The 13076-nt window shown below is 58.3% G+C and carries 13 protein-coding genes; 4 read left to right on the top strand and 9 right to left on the bottom strand.

Annotated elements, in window-relative coordinates:
* Window positions 1-44: 44 nt before the first annotated feature.
* The 3 genes from LB453_RS19355 to LB453_RS19345 all read right to left on the bottom strand — a co-directional run bounded on the left by LB453_RS19355 (window position 45) and on the right by LB453_RS19345 (window position 3409).
* On the bottom strand, window positions 45-908 hold the full coding sequence (locus LB453_RS19355; RefSeq protein ID WP_103793846.1) for a fumarylacetoacetate hydrolase family protein: 864 nt from the start codon (window positions 906-908) through the stop codon (window positions 45-47).
* Between the two features lie 81 nt (window positions 909-989).
* A complete protein-coding gene (locus tag LB453_RS19350; protein ID WP_103793847.1) occupies window positions 990-2237 on the bottom strand; it encodes an MFS transporter in 1248 nt (415 codons plus the stop codon).
* An 83-nt stretch (window positions 2238-2320) separates the two neighbouring features.
* Window positions 2321-3409 (bottom strand): 4-oxalomesaconate tautomerase, encoded by a 1089-nt coding sequence (locus LB453_RS19345; protein WP_103793848.1) that lies wholly within the window; start codon window positions 3407-3409, stop codon window positions 2321-2323.
* A gap of 160 nt (window positions 3410-3569) precedes the next feature.
* Between LB453_RS19345 and LB453_RS19340 the strand changes: the two genes are divergently transcribed.
* On the top strand, window positions 3570-4529 hold the full coding sequence (locus LB453_RS19340; RefSeq protein WP_103793849.1) for a LysR family transcriptional regulator: 960 nt from the start codon (window positions 3570-3572) through the stop codon (window positions 4527-4529).
* Window positions 4530-4669: 140 nt separating this feature from the next.
* The gene (locus tag LB453_RS19335; RefSeq protein WP_103793850.1) at window positions 4670-5455 is read left to right on the top strand and encodes a CDP-diacylglycerol diphosphatase; all 786 of its coding nucleotides are present in this window, start codon (window positions 4670-4672) and stop codon (window positions 5453-5455) included.
* Window positions 5456-5560: 105 nt separating this feature from the next.
* Here LB453_RS19335 and LB453_RS19330 read toward each other — a convergent pair whose 3' ends face one another.
* On the bottom strand, window positions 5561-6010 hold the full coding sequence (locus LB453_RS19330; RefSeq protein WP_103793851.1) for a hypothetical protein: 450 nt from the start codon (window positions 6008-6010) through the stop codon (window positions 5561-5563).
* Between the two features lie 775 nt (window positions 6011-6785).
* On the opposite strand from LB453_RS19330, the gene LB453_RS19325 reads away from it, so the two are divergent.
* Window positions 6786-7292 carry an RcnB family protein gene (locus tag LB453_RS19325; RefSeq protein WP_103793852.1) on the top strand — a complete coding sequence of 169 codons (507 nt, stop codon included), beginning with the start codon at window positions 6786-6788 and terminating at the stop codon, window positions 7290-7292.
* 100 nt (window positions 7293-7392) lie between these two features.
* Here the strand turns inward: LB453_RS19325 and LB453_RS19320 are convergent, their stop codons facing one another.
* The 4 genes from LB453_RS19320 to LB453_RS19305 all read right to left on the bottom strand — a co-directional run bounded on the left by LB453_RS19320 (window position 7393) and on the right by LB453_RS19305 (window position 11010).
* Window positions 7393-8505 (bottom strand): NAD(P)/FAD-dependent oxidoreductase, encoded by a 1113-nt coding sequence (locus LB453_RS19320; RefSeq protein WP_103793853.1) that lies wholly within the window; start codon window positions 8503-8505, stop codon window positions 7393-7395.
* A gap of 36 nt (window positions 8506-8541) precedes the next feature.
* A complete protein-coding gene (locus tag LB453_RS19315; protein ID WP_224481553.1) occupies window positions 8542-9315 on the bottom strand; it encodes an amino acid ABC transporter ATP-binding protein in 774 nt (257 codons plus the stop codon).
* Window positions 9312-10124, bottom strand: coding sequence for an amino acid ABC transporter permease (locus LB453_RS19310; protein WP_103793855.1), 813 nt, complete (start codon window positions 10122-10124; stop codon window positions 9312-9314). The genes LB453_RS19315 and LB453_RS19310 overlap by 4 nt, the downstream gene beginning before the upstream one ends.
* Before the next feature lie 73 nt (window positions 10125-10197).
* A complete protein-coding gene (locus LB453_RS19305) occupies window positions 10198-11010 on the bottom strand; it encodes an ABC transporter substrate-binding protein (protein ID WP_103793856.1) in 813 nt (270 codons plus the stop codon).
* Between the two features lie 195 nt (window positions 11011-11205).
* On the opposite strand from LB453_RS19305, the gene LB453_RS19300 reads away from it, so the two are divergent.
* Complete coding sequence (locus tag LB453_RS19300; RefSeq protein WP_103793857.1) at window positions 11206-12276, top strand: LacI family DNA-binding transcriptional regulator; 1071 nt, start codon at window positions 11206-11208, stop codon at window positions 12274-12276.
* Here the strand turns inward: LB453_RS19300 and yfaU are convergent.
* Window positions 12270-13070, bottom strand: coding sequence for a 2-keto-3-deoxy-L-rhamnonate aldolase (gene yfaU / locus LB453_RS19295; RefSeq protein ID WP_103793858.1), 801 nt, complete (start codon window positions 13068-13070; stop codon window positions 12270-12272). The genes LB453_RS19300 and yfaU overlap by 7 nt on opposite strands.
* Window positions 13071-13076 lie beyond the last annotated feature (6 nt).

The raw sequence follows: 13076 nt of genomic DNA, 5'->3' as shown, positions 1-13076 counted from the left end.
AAAACATCGTTAAGGGGATCGAATTGTGGGTGGCCCTGAGCGCACTACGAGGCCAGCAGATCCTGCTGCGGCTCCGCTTCCACGATGGTATTTGTCAGATGCCCGATATTTTCAATCACCACCTCAATCTGGTCGCCCTGATGCATAAAGAGAGGGGGAGTGCGTTTTTTGCCGACGCCGCCGGGGGAGCCGGTAATAATCACATCGCCTGCGCTAAGGGTGGTGAAGGTACTGATATAGCTAATCAGTTCGTCCACTTTATGGATCATGCTGGCGGTGGAATCGTTCTGTACCAGACGGCCATTCAGGTAGGTCTGAATGGTTAGCATATGCGGGTCCGGGATCTCATCAACGGTGGTCATATAAGGGCCGAATGCCCCGGTGCGCCGCCAGTTTTTCCCGGCGGTAAACCAGGCATGCTGCCAGTCGCGCACGGAGCCATCCATATAGCAGCTGTAGCCGGCAACGTGGCTCAGCGCCTTATCAACCGCAATAGCGGCTCCCGGCTGACCAATAATCACGGCCAGCTCGCCTTCATAATCAAACTCGTTGGATAACGCCGGTTTTAATACTGCAGTCTGGTGGCCGGTTTGCGAGTCAGGGAAACGGACAAACAGGGTCGGCGCGCTGCTGGTTTCAGCGAACTCTTTGCGCTTATCGGCATAATTCATTCCCACGCAAAATATCTTTCCCGGATTTTCTATCACCGGTAAAAAGGTAATTTCCTCCGGGAGGATATCTGCCGGGAAATCGACATACTGCCTGGCAATATCCAGCCCATTCCACTGAAGCAAATCCTTTAGCGTAGGGTACTGGTGGCCAATTTTATCGCCGAGGTCAATAATGCCCCGCTCGGTAAAAATACCGTAGCTTTTATGTCCACGATGGCTATAGCTGGCTAATTTCATAGTGAAACCTGCTTATTTATATCAAGGTCGCTGGTGGCTCACGCCCGACTGCGCGGCGTGAGCACGTGATAACATTTTTCGCTATTTCACCGACTCTGCCGGAACGGGCAGCGACTGATTTTCGCTGGCGGATAGATAGCTGGCGACAACGACCCCCACGGCGAGCAAAACAATAATGAAGCCCGTCATGCCCTGCCAGCCGGTAAGATGGAAGACAAAACCGTTAACGAAGCCGATAACCGATCCACCCATGTAGTAGAAGAAGAGATAGAGGGCGACGGCCTGACCACGCGCATGGGTGGCGTTTTTACTTACCCAGCTCAGACCGATAGAGTGGCAGCCAAAGAAACAGCCGGTAAAAATGACGGCGCCGACAATAAAAACCACCACATTAGAGGCCAGCGTCAGCAACATACCTGTCGCCATCAGCAGGAACAGTATGCGCAGCACATTCATGCTGCCATATTTCGCCGATAAACGGCCCGCCTGAGGTGCGGTAAAGAAACTTAACGCAAAGCTAATAGAGATCAGACCGGCATTGGCGGGAGAGATATTGAACGGCTCGGCTTTGAGGAAAAAGGCTAAATAGTTATAGAGGGAGGTGAATACACCAAAGATGATAAAGCTGATAACAAAGGCCAGCGCCAGTTTGCGGTTTTTGAAATGATCGGCCGCGCCTTTTACCACGCGCAGGACATTCAGGGTTGTTGTGGGGGTAAAGTTTTTCGAGGCGGGCAGTAAAAACTTCACCAGCACCGCTACCGCAATCAGGCTGACGGCAAATCCATAGAAGATGGTGTTGATAGAGGTATACTCAATCAGCTGGCTGGCAATCACGCGTCCTGACATGCCGCCCATGGAGTTACCAAAGACAAAGTAGCCGGTAACCACACCAGCCACCACCGGGGCGACCTCTTCGCTGATATAGGCCGTGGCCGCTGCGGCAATCCCGCTGAGCGCCAGCCCGATAACAGCACGCAGCACCACCAGCATCGCCCATGACTGCACCAGCGGGCAGAGCAGCGTCAGTGCGCCCCCCAGCAGCAGGGAAACAATGATCAGTTTTTTCCTGCCGTAGTGATCGGACAGGGTGCCGGTAAACAGCAGCCCGATAGCCAGCAGCGCGGTTTCAGCTGAAAGAATAATACTGACCTGACTGACCGGCACATCATATTCCACTGCCAGAATCGGCAGCAGCGGTTGAATAAAGAAAAGCGACGCTAATTCGGCCAGACCAGATAAAGCCAGCGCCAGGATAACGCGAATATAGTGGCTGGCTTTAACCTGATCCGCGCCTTGCTCATTATGCTGCAGTGTATTTATAGCCATGATGACCTCTATCTTATTTTGGGTACAAAGGTGGCTAGCCTGTAAGGGCTAAAAGTTAGTTGTTATTAGCAGGCTTTTAATTGTTATATGGCTTCAGACAGAACATATTCCGGCACGCAGACGTCGCCTTCAAACAGCTTGCGTGAGGTACGAATGACCGCCGCGCGCGTTTTTTCAATCTCATCGCCCTGTTTTAATAACGAGACAGATATTTTTCCGCCGGGATGTTCAATATGCGTCAGAGCGTTATTACGCGTGCCGGGCTGGGGGGCAACAATCTTATTTGCCACCGAGCCGTCAATAAGGGTTGCGGTGGCAATGCCAATTGAACCGGTAATAGCCAGCGATTTATGGCAGTTGTGCGGCATAAAATAGCGCGCCCGAATGGTGCCCCCTGCGGCTGGCTTACTCAGCAGCACCGGCTTGGGAATCACCTTGTCCGAAACATCGCCGAGGCCCATCGCCGCTCCCGCCTGACGGCGAATCGTTTCCAGCCGCGCCATAAAGGGCCGATCGCCATCCAGCTCAGCGGGTGTTTCGCCGCCGCTTTTTCCCAGCGACGCGGCGTCAATCAGCACCATCGGCATCGCCATATCGATGCAGGTTACCGCCACCCCCTCAATCACATCGCTGGCGTGGCCGGTTGGCAGCAGCTTGCCGGTCTTACAGCCCGCCGAGTTAAGGAAGGTGAGGCCGACAGGCGCTGCCGTTCCCGGTACGCCATCGATATGGGTGTCGCCCTCATAGCTGACAGCGCCCTGCGGGGTTTGTATTTCCGCATCCACCAGCGTGCCGGTATTGAGATTGCGAATGCGCACCGTTGTCACCGGGTGCTGGGCGTTAACCAGCCCCTTTTCAATAGCAAAAGGGCCAACGGCGCTCAGCATATTGCCGCAGTTGGGCGTGGTATCCACCCGGCGCTCATTCACCATCACCTGCACAAACAGGTAGTCGACATCCGCGTCGGGACTCTCTGAAGGACTGACGATAGCGACTTTGCTGGTCTGGGGCGCGCCGCCGCCAATTCCGTCAATTTCCAGTTCATGGCCCGCGCCCATCAGAGCCAGCAGCGCCGCATCGCGTTCCGCAATATCGGCAGGTAAATCGCTGGCCAGAATAACCGGGCCTTTAGAGGTACCGCCGCGCATGAGTACACAAGGGATTTTCAACATTTTGTTTTCTCATTTGAGCCTTTGATAAAAAACAAAATGAGCATTCCATAGTTATTTAGCGCGCGCTAATGCCAAAAAAAGGATGATTAATACGCTTTGCGTATCAATAGCGGGGGCGCTAGTGTAATGACCTTAACGCGAATTAGGGCAGGGAGAACGTATGCAGCATGAATTACAGGGTGTGCAGGCTTTTGTAAAGGTTGCGGAAATAGGGTGTTTTACACGGGCGTCACACTTTCTTCATATTTCACAGCCGGCGTTAACGCGCAGAATAAAAAAACTCGAAGAAAGTCTGGGGGCACTTTTATTTGAGCGATCGACGCGTAATATAAAACTGACGTCAGTGGGCAGAGAGTTCTTACCCAAGGCGAAGAATTTAATTGATCTCTATGAGATTTCTATTCTGAGCATTAAAGAGATGGCAACGCACCAGAGTGGGGTAATCGCCTTATCCTGCTTACCGACCGCAGCCTCCTATTTTCTGCCTGCGGTGATCGGAGATTATAACAATCACTATCCCAATATCCGCATTCGCATTCTGGAGCACAGCGCCAGCGACTGCCTGGAAGCGGTATTAAATGGCGATGCAGAATTTGGCATAAATATGATAAACATCACACATCCCAATATCGACTTTACCCCGCTGGTCAACGAACCCTTTGTGCTGGCGTGTCGGCGCGATCACGAGCTGGCGCAAAAACCGCTGGTGCAGTGGGAGGATTTGAACCGTTTAAAGCTGATTGGCGTCAGGCGCTCAAGCGGAAACCGGGCGTTGATCGATCAGGCGCTGGAGAGCGCCGGCGTCAGGCCCAACTGGTTTTACGAGGTCAGGCACCTGTCGACGTCGCTGGGTATGGTAGAGGCGGGGCTGGGCGTGGCGGTCGTGCCCAGCCTGGCGATGCCGACCGATGAAGATCACGTCCTGGTCAGCCGCCCGCTGGTTGAGCCTGTGGTGCGGCGAACGCTAGGGCTGGTACAGCGCAGGGAGAGTGCCTTAAGCCCGGCGGCGGAGAAGTTTAAAGAGATGCTGCTGCAGCTCTGGTCGCAGGATGCCGCCAGCCCGTGGATTAATAAATTCACCAGCCAGAGCGGCAGCTCCTGCCCGCAGGATGCCCGCTAGCCTGGACTCTCCCGGTCAGGCAATGCACAAGCGGGCCGAAGCGGTATGGGCAACGGTGGCAGATAAGGCTATGCTTTCAGGCTGCCTGCACGAGCCGTTTCCCGTGCACCATTCCTGGCCTGGCGATAGTGACTAAACCTATGCGATCACGCGTTTATCGAGGCGCTCTTCTCTCTGTTACGGCGCTGCTGCTGACCGGCTGCGCGCGCTCCGATGCTCTCTGGCTGGTGACGCAGGATCTCTGTCAGCCAAACTATCACTACCGGCGCGACCCGGCGCCCTGCCAGCAAATTTATCAGCCGCCGGGCAGCGGGCAGGGCTTTAGCGTTCTCCAGAATCCGCGCTACCAATACCATTTTATTCTTGTGCCCACTCAGGCGATGGCCGGGATTGAGAGCATTGCGCTATCGCGGCCGGGCCGCACCGACTACTTCGGCTACGCCTGGCTGATGCGCTATCGCCTGATGGCGGCTTATGGCGCTGACGTTCCCGAGGACAAGCTGGGAATGGCGATTAACTCCGCCTGGGGACGCAGCCAGAATCAGCTGCATATCCATCTGACCTGTCTGCGCGAAGATGTGCGTCGCCAGCTGCAGGCCGAGCGGCCGTACATTAATGAGCAGTGGCGCCCCTTGCCCGATCGCTTGCTGAACCATACTTACTATGCGCGCCGCGTGATGCAGCCAGCGGCGATGGGGATCTATCCCATCGCCTCGGTGGCGCGTTATTTTCACCTGTCGCCGCCGCAGCTGGCGGAGTATGGCGTGGCGCTGATACCCACGACCTTTTCGGGGGAGAAAGGATTTATCCTGCTCACCACGCGGCGCGGCTGGGATAAGGGAAACCGGGCGTCGGTAGAGTCGCTGCTGGATAAAGGCTGCGAAATTCTTACCGCTCCGTCGGCTGTTCATGCCCCAGGCGGATAAGGTTAATTGAACGTGTTCAGTGCTGGCTATTCCCTAAAAAATTAAGGGCAGATTGCGTTGCGCAGAATCGTTAATGCTGGCCAGGGGATTTTTAATTTACAGCCATTAAAACTCTCGCTTCACCACCACGTACCCATTCCAGCGCACCGCGCAGTCGGTATCACTAACGAATGCAGAGATAATTAAAATGTTCTCTTTTCCCTGAAGATCATAAAAGTTATATTTCACTATGATATTTTTAGCATTGTTCCACATAAATCCTTCCGCATACTGCTCTGCGGTAGTTTTGTCATCACTGTTTTCTCCTCCACTCAGGATTCTTTCTTTTTTACCATACAGCAGGGCAAGTTCATAAGTGACCGGTTCCGTATAAAGTATCTCTGTTTTGGTTTTGCTGCGGTCTACCTGAGACAGGGGAATATCGAGATCTTCCACCATGCTAAAGAGCGTAGCTATGCCGACATGGTTTTTAACTGGCACACACTGTTCCGGTGTTACTGATGATGCAACATTGAAGCTAATGAGGATTAAAGCCAGAAGAAATCCTTTTTTCATATAACGATGACCTCGCGATCGCGTGATTCATAGATCCTTTTTCTATATCCAGGCGCTAAAATAATGCAACCATTCGATGCCGTTCCGGGGTTTCTTCTGCTGTCTCCGTGGAACGCCTTTTCATTAAAAGACTTTTGACGCTACGCTTTAAAAAGAAGTGGTTGTTGATCGGAATCAAAACTATATAATTTGTCGGTAATGGGATATTAAATTGTTACTTAATCCAGGAAAACATTAATTCGAAGATTAACTTGTCTATGTAACAATATAATCATTAGCTAATTAATAACTGGCTTTTTAATCGCTTTTAATTGAAAAGTTTAGCGATAACCGAAGAAAGTTTTATGACCAAGTGTTGACCCGGTGTATAAGCGGCAAGCTGGGTATCTGTCCCACACAGCCTGCCAGACACAGTGCCGATTGCGCCTGCTATACCAACGCCAGCGCGCTGCTGCGCCATATGCTGGGGCGCGGCCAGGGATGAGCCTTTCTGCCGAAGTATTTTGGCCGCCGCCTACTGGCGCGACGTTAAACGATTAACAGGGAAACAAGCCATCTGGCGCTGATCCAGACGATCGTTATGCTGTGGAAGCCCGGCATCACCATCGATTTCGCCGTCAGCGAAACGATAAAGATCGTTCCCGACGTCGGGGCGGATCCCCAGGCTTGACGCGCTTCTTTACATTTACCTGCCTTGTCTGCGGAACTGACAGGCTGTACAGATTGTCTTTATCCTGATCTACTTTTAACAAAATCAATCAACGTGGAAAACACTATGCGCAGGACTCAGAACGCACTCTTTTTAGCGGGATTACTTTTTGGCTCGCTGAACCTCGTTCCCGCTGCACAGGCGGAAGGCGACGCCGCCGATACCGTTCCGCCACCGCCGCAGGTTCAGCAGCAGGCGCCAGCCGATACGCAGCCGCAGGGCGACGCCACCGACAGCAGCGGCCAGCCGCCGCTGGGACCCAACGCCGAAGAGCCGGAAGCGGGCAGCACGCCGTCTCCCGCGCCGGACGCGAACGCCGGCAGCCCGCAGGCGCAGTCGAACTACGATATCAACCGCATCATCATCGACTACAAAGATTACAAAATCGGCGACAGCGTGCCGCAGCAGTATCTCGACAAATCCTACACCATCGTCGAGTGGCAGAAGCGCAACCTGCCTGCGCCGGAAACCGGCAGCCACTGGACCTATATCGGCGGCAACTACCTGCTGATCACCAACGACGTCGGCAAAATCCTCAAGGCGGAATCGGGCGATATCTACTATCGCGGCTAAGCGCTTAATCTGTACCTGTGCAGGTGAGAAGGCTTCGGGCCATCTCACCCGCTTGTAGATAGTCAGGGCAGGATAAAGCCGGTCACGCGACCGGCTTTTTTTATGCGAAACGTTCCGGGCGGAAGCTCGCCAGCATCGGCTGCTTCTCGCCGGTCACAATCTCTTCCGCCAGCAGCTCGCCGGCAATCAGCGCCAGGGTGGCACCGGAGTGGGTAAAGGCGACAAAGCAGCCCGGCACGCTCTCCAGCTCGCCCAGAACCGGCTCGCCGTCGCCGGGGATCGGTTTTAACCCCAGCTTCCAGCTGGCGGCGCGCAGCGGTTCACCTTTAATCAGCTTGCTCGCCTCTGCGGTAAGCTGGTCAACGACCTGCTCGTCAATGGCGTAGCTGCCATCGGCCTGTAAGCGGATATCCTCTTCATACCAGTCGTGATCCAGCGCGAAGGTGCTGCCCGGATTGGGGCGCACCGCCGCGCGCGGTGTGTTCAGCACCGCTTTCAGCCCGTGCGCGCCCGGCGCGGTGATCACCAGCATTGAAACGGGGGAGCCGTTGGGGATGGTGACGCCGAGCGGCGCTACCACGTCGGGCGTCGCCGGGCCGCAGGCGACCAGCACCGCGTCGGCACGCAGGCTATCGCCGCTCGCCAGCCTGACGCCGCTGGCGCGCTTGCCGTCGCGCAGCACCTCGCATTTTCCGGCATGCTCGACGATCTCGCCGCCCAGCGCGCGCAGCTGCTGTGCCAGATGCGCCACCAGATGCGGCAAACTGACCCACCCTTCGCCGGGGTTGAGGATCGCCTCCTGCGCCAGCGCCGCGCCCTCAACCTGCGCGTCGGCCTGCGCCAGGCTGTCGCGCGTTACCAGCTTTGAGTCGTAGCCGAGCGCCTTCTCATAGGCATGACGCGCGCGCGTACCGCTCAGGTTATCCGCCTCCCAGAACAGGCCGCCGTCGAAGCGCAGCCAGTCGCGCGTCGGATCGGCGGCAAACAGCGTGCGGTAGCGGTCGATGCCCGCCATGCGTAGCGCATGATAGGGGGCAGAGCGCTCGCCCGCCGAGTTAAGCCAGGAGAGCGAGCGGCCAGAGGCGCCGGAGCAGAGTTCCGCCTCGGTCACCAGCGTAACCGCCGCGCCGCGTTTCGCCAGATGCAGCGCGCTGGAGACGCCCAGCGCGCCGCCGCCCAGTACCACTACGCGACGGAGATGTTCTAATGCCATGATTCGGTTCCTTGTTCAGTTCAGAAATAGAAGGATTTACAGCACTTCCGACAGAAAACGTTGCAGGCGCGGCGACTGCGGCGCGTCGAACAGCGCGGCGGGCGGACCCGCCTCGACAATCTCGCCTTCGTCCATAAACACCACCTGATCGGCCACCTTGCGCGCGAATCCCATTTCATGGGTCACCACCACCATGGTCATGCCGCGCCGACAGAGATCGGCCATCAGCGTCAGCACCCCTTTTACCAGTTCGGGATCGAGCGCCGAGGTCGCCTCGTCAAACAACATCACCTCGGGATCCATCGCCAGCGCGCGGGCGATCGCCACGCGCTGCTGCTGGCCGCCGGAGAGATCGCGCGGGCGATGATCGGCGCGCTGGCCGAGGCCCACCTCCTCAAGCCGCTGGCGCGCAATCGCCATCGCCTGCGCCTTCGGCAGGCCTTTCACCTTCCACGGGGCGAGCGCCACGTTCTCCAGCGCGGTGTGATCGGGAAAGAGGTTGAAGTGCTGGAACACCATGCCGATGCGCAGCCGCAGGGCGTCGGGCTTGTCCTGCAGCACCGAGCGTCCCGCCAGCAGCACATCGCCCGATTTAGGCTCATGCAGACGGTTGATGCCGCGCAGCAGCGTCGATTTACCGGAGCCGGACGGCCCGATAATGCAGGTGGTGCTGCCGGGCGCGATGCGCAGCGACACGCCGCGCAGCACATCAATCGGCCCATAGGAGAGCGAGAGATCGCGCAGCTCCAGGCTTGAACCTTTCCAGCTCGCCGCAGCGGGCGGCTCGCTCAGTTTCATTGCAACGCTCATGATTGCCCCCGATTGCTGGTTAAGGGTTGTGCGGTCAGCGCGCCTTCGTGGCGCTTTCGCACCTCTTCCACCTCTTTCAGGCCGCTCTGCGGCGCGGTGAGCCGCCGGCGGCCGGTGCGGTAGCGCACGTCGATAACGTTTACCGCGTGGGTCAGCGGCACGGTGATCATCAGGTAGAACAGGCCAGCCAGCATCAGCGGCGACAGGTTGCCGGTCAGCACCGCTGCGTCCTGACCGACGCGAAACAGCTCGCGCTGGCCGGTCATCAGGCCAAGCAGGTAGACCAGCGAAGAGTCTTTGATGATGGCGATAAACTGGTTAACGATAGCGGGCAGCACGCGGCGGATACCCTGCGGGATCACCACCTGGCGCATGGCGCGGCCGTAGCTCATGCCGAGCGCGCGGCACGCCTCCATCTGCCCGCGCTCTACGCTCTGAATGCCCGCGCGGAAAATCTCGCCCATATAGGCGCTGGCGATCAGGCTAAGGGCGAAGATGCCGAGCGGGTAGGGCGTCGGACCGAACAGCTGGTAGCTGAAACGCGCCAGGCCCTGACCAATCAGCAGGATGGTCAGAATCGACGGCAGGCCGCGAAACAGGTCGGTATAGAGCCGCGCGGGCAGCCGCAGCCAGCGCGACGGCGAAATGCCCATCAGCGCCAGCAGCAGGCCGAACAGCGTGCCGAGCAGCGTAGAGGCGATCGAGATGATCAGGGTATTGACCAGCCCGGTCGCCAGCAGCTGCGGCAGTACTTCCTTCATTGAGTCGAAGTCAAAGAAGGTGCGGGAAAGCATTGTCAGAAGATCCATCGCCGTACTCCATCAGTACGCGTGACGGGCGAACCCGTCACCGGTAAAAAGCCGAACGCGCAGCGTTCACATATTACTGGCCGCCAGGCAGGTACTCTTTGGGCATCGGCGAGCCGGGAAACCACTTCTGATAAAGCTGTTTCCAGGTGCCGTCCTGCATGGCGGCCTTGATGGCGTTGTCGAGCGCGGCCTTGAACGCCGGTTTGTTTTTGGCGATGGCGACGCCCGCCGGGGCATCGAATGACGGAATATCGGCGGCGGAGACCAGCCTGAAGCGCGCGGCGTAGCTTTTCGCCGCCTCATAGTCGAGGAAAACCGCATCCAGCGTGCCGTTGTTCAGCGCCGAGACGGCGGCGTTATTGTCGGGGAAGCGCACCACGTCGCTCTGGGTGAAGTGCTCCACCGCGTAGCTCTCCTGCAGCGTGCCCTGAATCACCCCAAGACGGCGTTTCGCCAGCGTCTCGACGTTCTTCACGCCGCTGTCGCTGCGCGTCAGCACCGTCAGGTAGCCCGCCAGATAGCCGGTGGAGAAATCCACCGTTTTTTCGCGCGCCGGGGTAATACCGATAGCGGCAACGGCGGCGTCAAACTGACCGTTGGCGACGGCGGGCAGGATCGCGGAGAAGTCCTGTCCGACGAAATCCACCTGCTCGATGCCCATGCGGTGCGCCACGTTTTTAAAGAACTCCACGTCGAAGCCGGTGAACTGGCCGCTGGCGTCGGTGAAGGTATAGGGTTTGGAGTCACCCACGCTGGCGACGCGCAGGTGACCCGGCTCCAGCAGCCCCCAGGGGTTGTCGTTGCTGGCCGCCAGCGTGCTGAAAGAGAAAGAACAGAGTGCGATTGCTGCGCCACAGAGGGCGCTCAGGTGAATTGGCGATTTCATAGCTCATCCGTTTTTGCAGGTTAAACATCAGAGACAGCTGAGCCGGTAATAGTTGGTATATGAGACCGGTCTCAACGCAAATTACGACAAGAGGACAGTTGTTGTGAGACCGGTCTCAAGGCGTTAGAATGAGTTTAAGCACAGCATTTTTTCGCCGTCAATCTTCCTGTCATCAACCTGTGATTCGAATTAATTATGACCAATCAGAAAGCACGCATTAAAGCGCCCACCGTCGCCGACGTCGCCCGGGCGGCCAGCGTATCGAAAGCGCAGGCGGCAAGGGCGCTCGGCGGCTACGGCGCCGTCAGCGAAGAGGTCCAGACCCGAGTCAACCAGGCCGCGGCAGCGCTGGGCTATCGGCCCAACGAGGTGGCGCGCACCATGAATACCGGCCGATCCAACACCATCGGCGTGATCGTCGGCGATATCGAGAACCCGCACTTCGGGCTGGCGCTGCGCGGCATGGCCGACGTGGCGCGCCAGGCGGGCTTTCACCTGCTGCTGGGCAACAGCGATGAAAAGCTGCAGGCGGAGCAGGATGCGGTACGCGTGATGCTGGAGAAGCGGGTCGACGGCATCATCGTCGCGCCCAGCCACTCGGCGCGCGACAAAAATGATCATCTGCTGCAGGTGCTGGAGGAGGGACGCGCGCTCAGGCTGTTCGATCGTGCGGTTATCGATCTTAACGTAGAGGCGATCTGCTGCGATTTCACCGCCGTGGCGCGCGAGGCGACGCAGCGGCTGCTGGCGGCCGGACATGAGCGCATCGCCTATATCACCAGCATGGAGCTGGAGGATGCCTACCGCGACGCCTCGGACTTTGGCCTGACGCCGGTGGCGCAGCGTGTGGGCGGCATGATGGAGGCTTTTGCCGCGGCCGGTCGGACCTGCGATACCTCGCTGATCCAGGCCAACGCCGGCAGCGATGCGCAGATCGCGCGTATCGTCGAATCGCTGTGGCAGCGCAGCGCGCCGCCGACCGCGCTGATCGCGTCGGACAGCCTGGTCGCCATGTCGCTGCTGCGCGCCGTGGCGCAGCGCGGGCTGCGCATTCCGCAGGATCTCTCTTTCATCATGTATGACAACTTTCCCTGGAGCGAAATTGTTGCGCCGCCGCTGACGGTGGTGGCGCAGCCGGTTTATGAGATGGGCCGCGAGGCGGCGCGCCGCCTGATCGCCGACATTCGCGGCGAGCGCATCGGCCCGCTGCCCGCTTTCGGCGCCGAGCTTATCCTGCGGCAGTCTATCGCCGCGCCCGCTCAGTAGCTGGCGCGCGGCGCGCCTGTGGCCTGCTGGCGAAACAGCGCCAGCCGCTGGTCCAGCGCGTCGGTATAGAGCATGGTGTCAACGCCGATGGCGATAAAGTTCGCGCCCCAGCTTATCGCCCGCTGCGCCATATCCTGATCGACCGCCAGGAAACCGGCGGCTTTGCCCGCCTTGCGGATGCGGCGAATGCTTTGCTCAATCACCTGCTGTACCTCGGGATGGGCGGCGTTGTCGGGATAGCCCAGCGAGGCGGAGAGATCCGCCGGGCCGATAAAGATACCGTCGACGCCTTCCACCTCCAGCAGCGCATCGAGATTATCAATTGCGGTTTTGCTCTCCGCCTGGATCAGCAGGCAAAGCTCCTCATCGGCGCGCGCCATATAGTTTTCTACTCGTCCCCAGCGCGCCGCCCGCGCCACGGCAGCCCCGACGCCGCGCGTGCCGACGGGCGGATAGCGCGTCGCCGCCACCAGCGCCCGCGCCTGCTCAGCGCTATCGATCATCGGCACCAGCAGCGTACGTGCGCCGATATCAAGAACCTGTTTAATTAACGCCTGCTGAAATTCTACCGGCCGGATGACCGGCTGGCTGCGGTAGGGCGCAATCGCCTGTAGCTGGTGATAGAGATCCTGCACCGTATTTGGCGCATGCTCGCCGTCGATCAGCAGCCAGTCATAGCCGCTGGTGGCGGCGATCTCAGCCAGATAGGAGGAGGTGCTGCTTAGCCAGAGGCCGAGCTGGGTTTCGCCGCGTGCCAGACCGGCTTTAAACGGGTTAGGTAAGGGATCCTGCATGGTGCC

This window comes from Pantoea agglomerans (genome assembly GCF_020149765.1).
Lineage (GTDB): Bacteria > Pseudomonadota > Gammaproteobacteria > Enterobacterales > Enterobacteriaceae > Pantoea > Pantoea alvi.
Note: the sequence above shows the minus strand (reverse complement) of the source record. Positions and strands in the feature narration are given on the sequence as shown.

Bases quoted from the DNA above. Each gene is read 5' to 3' on its own strand.
- LB453_RS19355 (WP_103793846.1), bottom strand. From the start codon at position 908: ATGAAATTAGCCAGCTATAGCCATCGTGGACATAAAAGCTACGGTATT.
- LB453_RS19350 (WP_103793847.1), bottom strand. From the start codon at position 2,237: ATGGCTATAAATACACTGCAGCATAATGAGCAAGGCGCGGATCAGGTT.
- LB453_RS19345 (WP_103793848.1), bottom strand. From the start codon at position 3,409: ATGTTGAAAATCCCTTGTGTACTCATGCGCGGCGGTACCTCTAAAGGC.
- LB453_RS19340 (WP_103793849.1), top strand. From the start codon at position 3,570: ATGCAGCATGAATTACAGGGTGTGCAGGCTTTTGTAAAGGTTGCGGAA.
- LB453_RS19335 (WP_103793850.1), top strand. From the start codon at position 4,670: ATGCGATCACGCGTTTATCGAGGCGCTCTTCTCTCTGTTACGGCGCTG.
- LB453_RS19330 (WP_103793851.1), bottom strand. From the start codon at position 6,010: ATGAAAAAAGGATTTCTTCTGGCTTTAATCCTCATTAGCTTCAATGTT.
- LB453_RS19325 (WP_103793852.1), top strand. From the start codon at position 6,786: ATGCGCAGGACTCAGAACGCACTCTTTTTAGCGGGATTACTTTTTGGC.
- LB453_RS19320 (WP_103793853.1), bottom strand. From the start codon at position 8,505: ATGGCATTAGAACATCTCCGTCGCGTAGTGGTACTGGGCGGCGGCGCG.
- LB453_RS19315 (WP_224481553.1), bottom strand. From the start codon at position 9,315: ATGAGCGTTGCAATGAAACTGAGCGAGCCGCCCGCTGCGGCGAGCTGG.
- LB453_RS19310 (WP_103793855.1), bottom strand. From the start codon at position 10,124: ATGGATCTTCTGACAATGCTTTCCCGCACCTTCTTTGACTTCGACTCA.
- LB453_RS19305 (WP_103793856.1), bottom strand. From the start codon at position 11,010: ATGAAATCGCCAATTCACCTGAGCGCCCTCTGTGGCGCAGCAATCGCA.
- LB453_RS19300 (WP_103793857.1), top strand. From the start codon at position 11,206: ATGACCAATCAGAAAGCACGCATTAAAGCGCCCACCGTCGCCGACGTC.
- yfaU (WP_103793858.1), bottom strand. From the start codon at position 13,070: ATGCAGGATCCCTTACCTAACCCGTTTAAAGCCGGTCTGGCACGCGGC.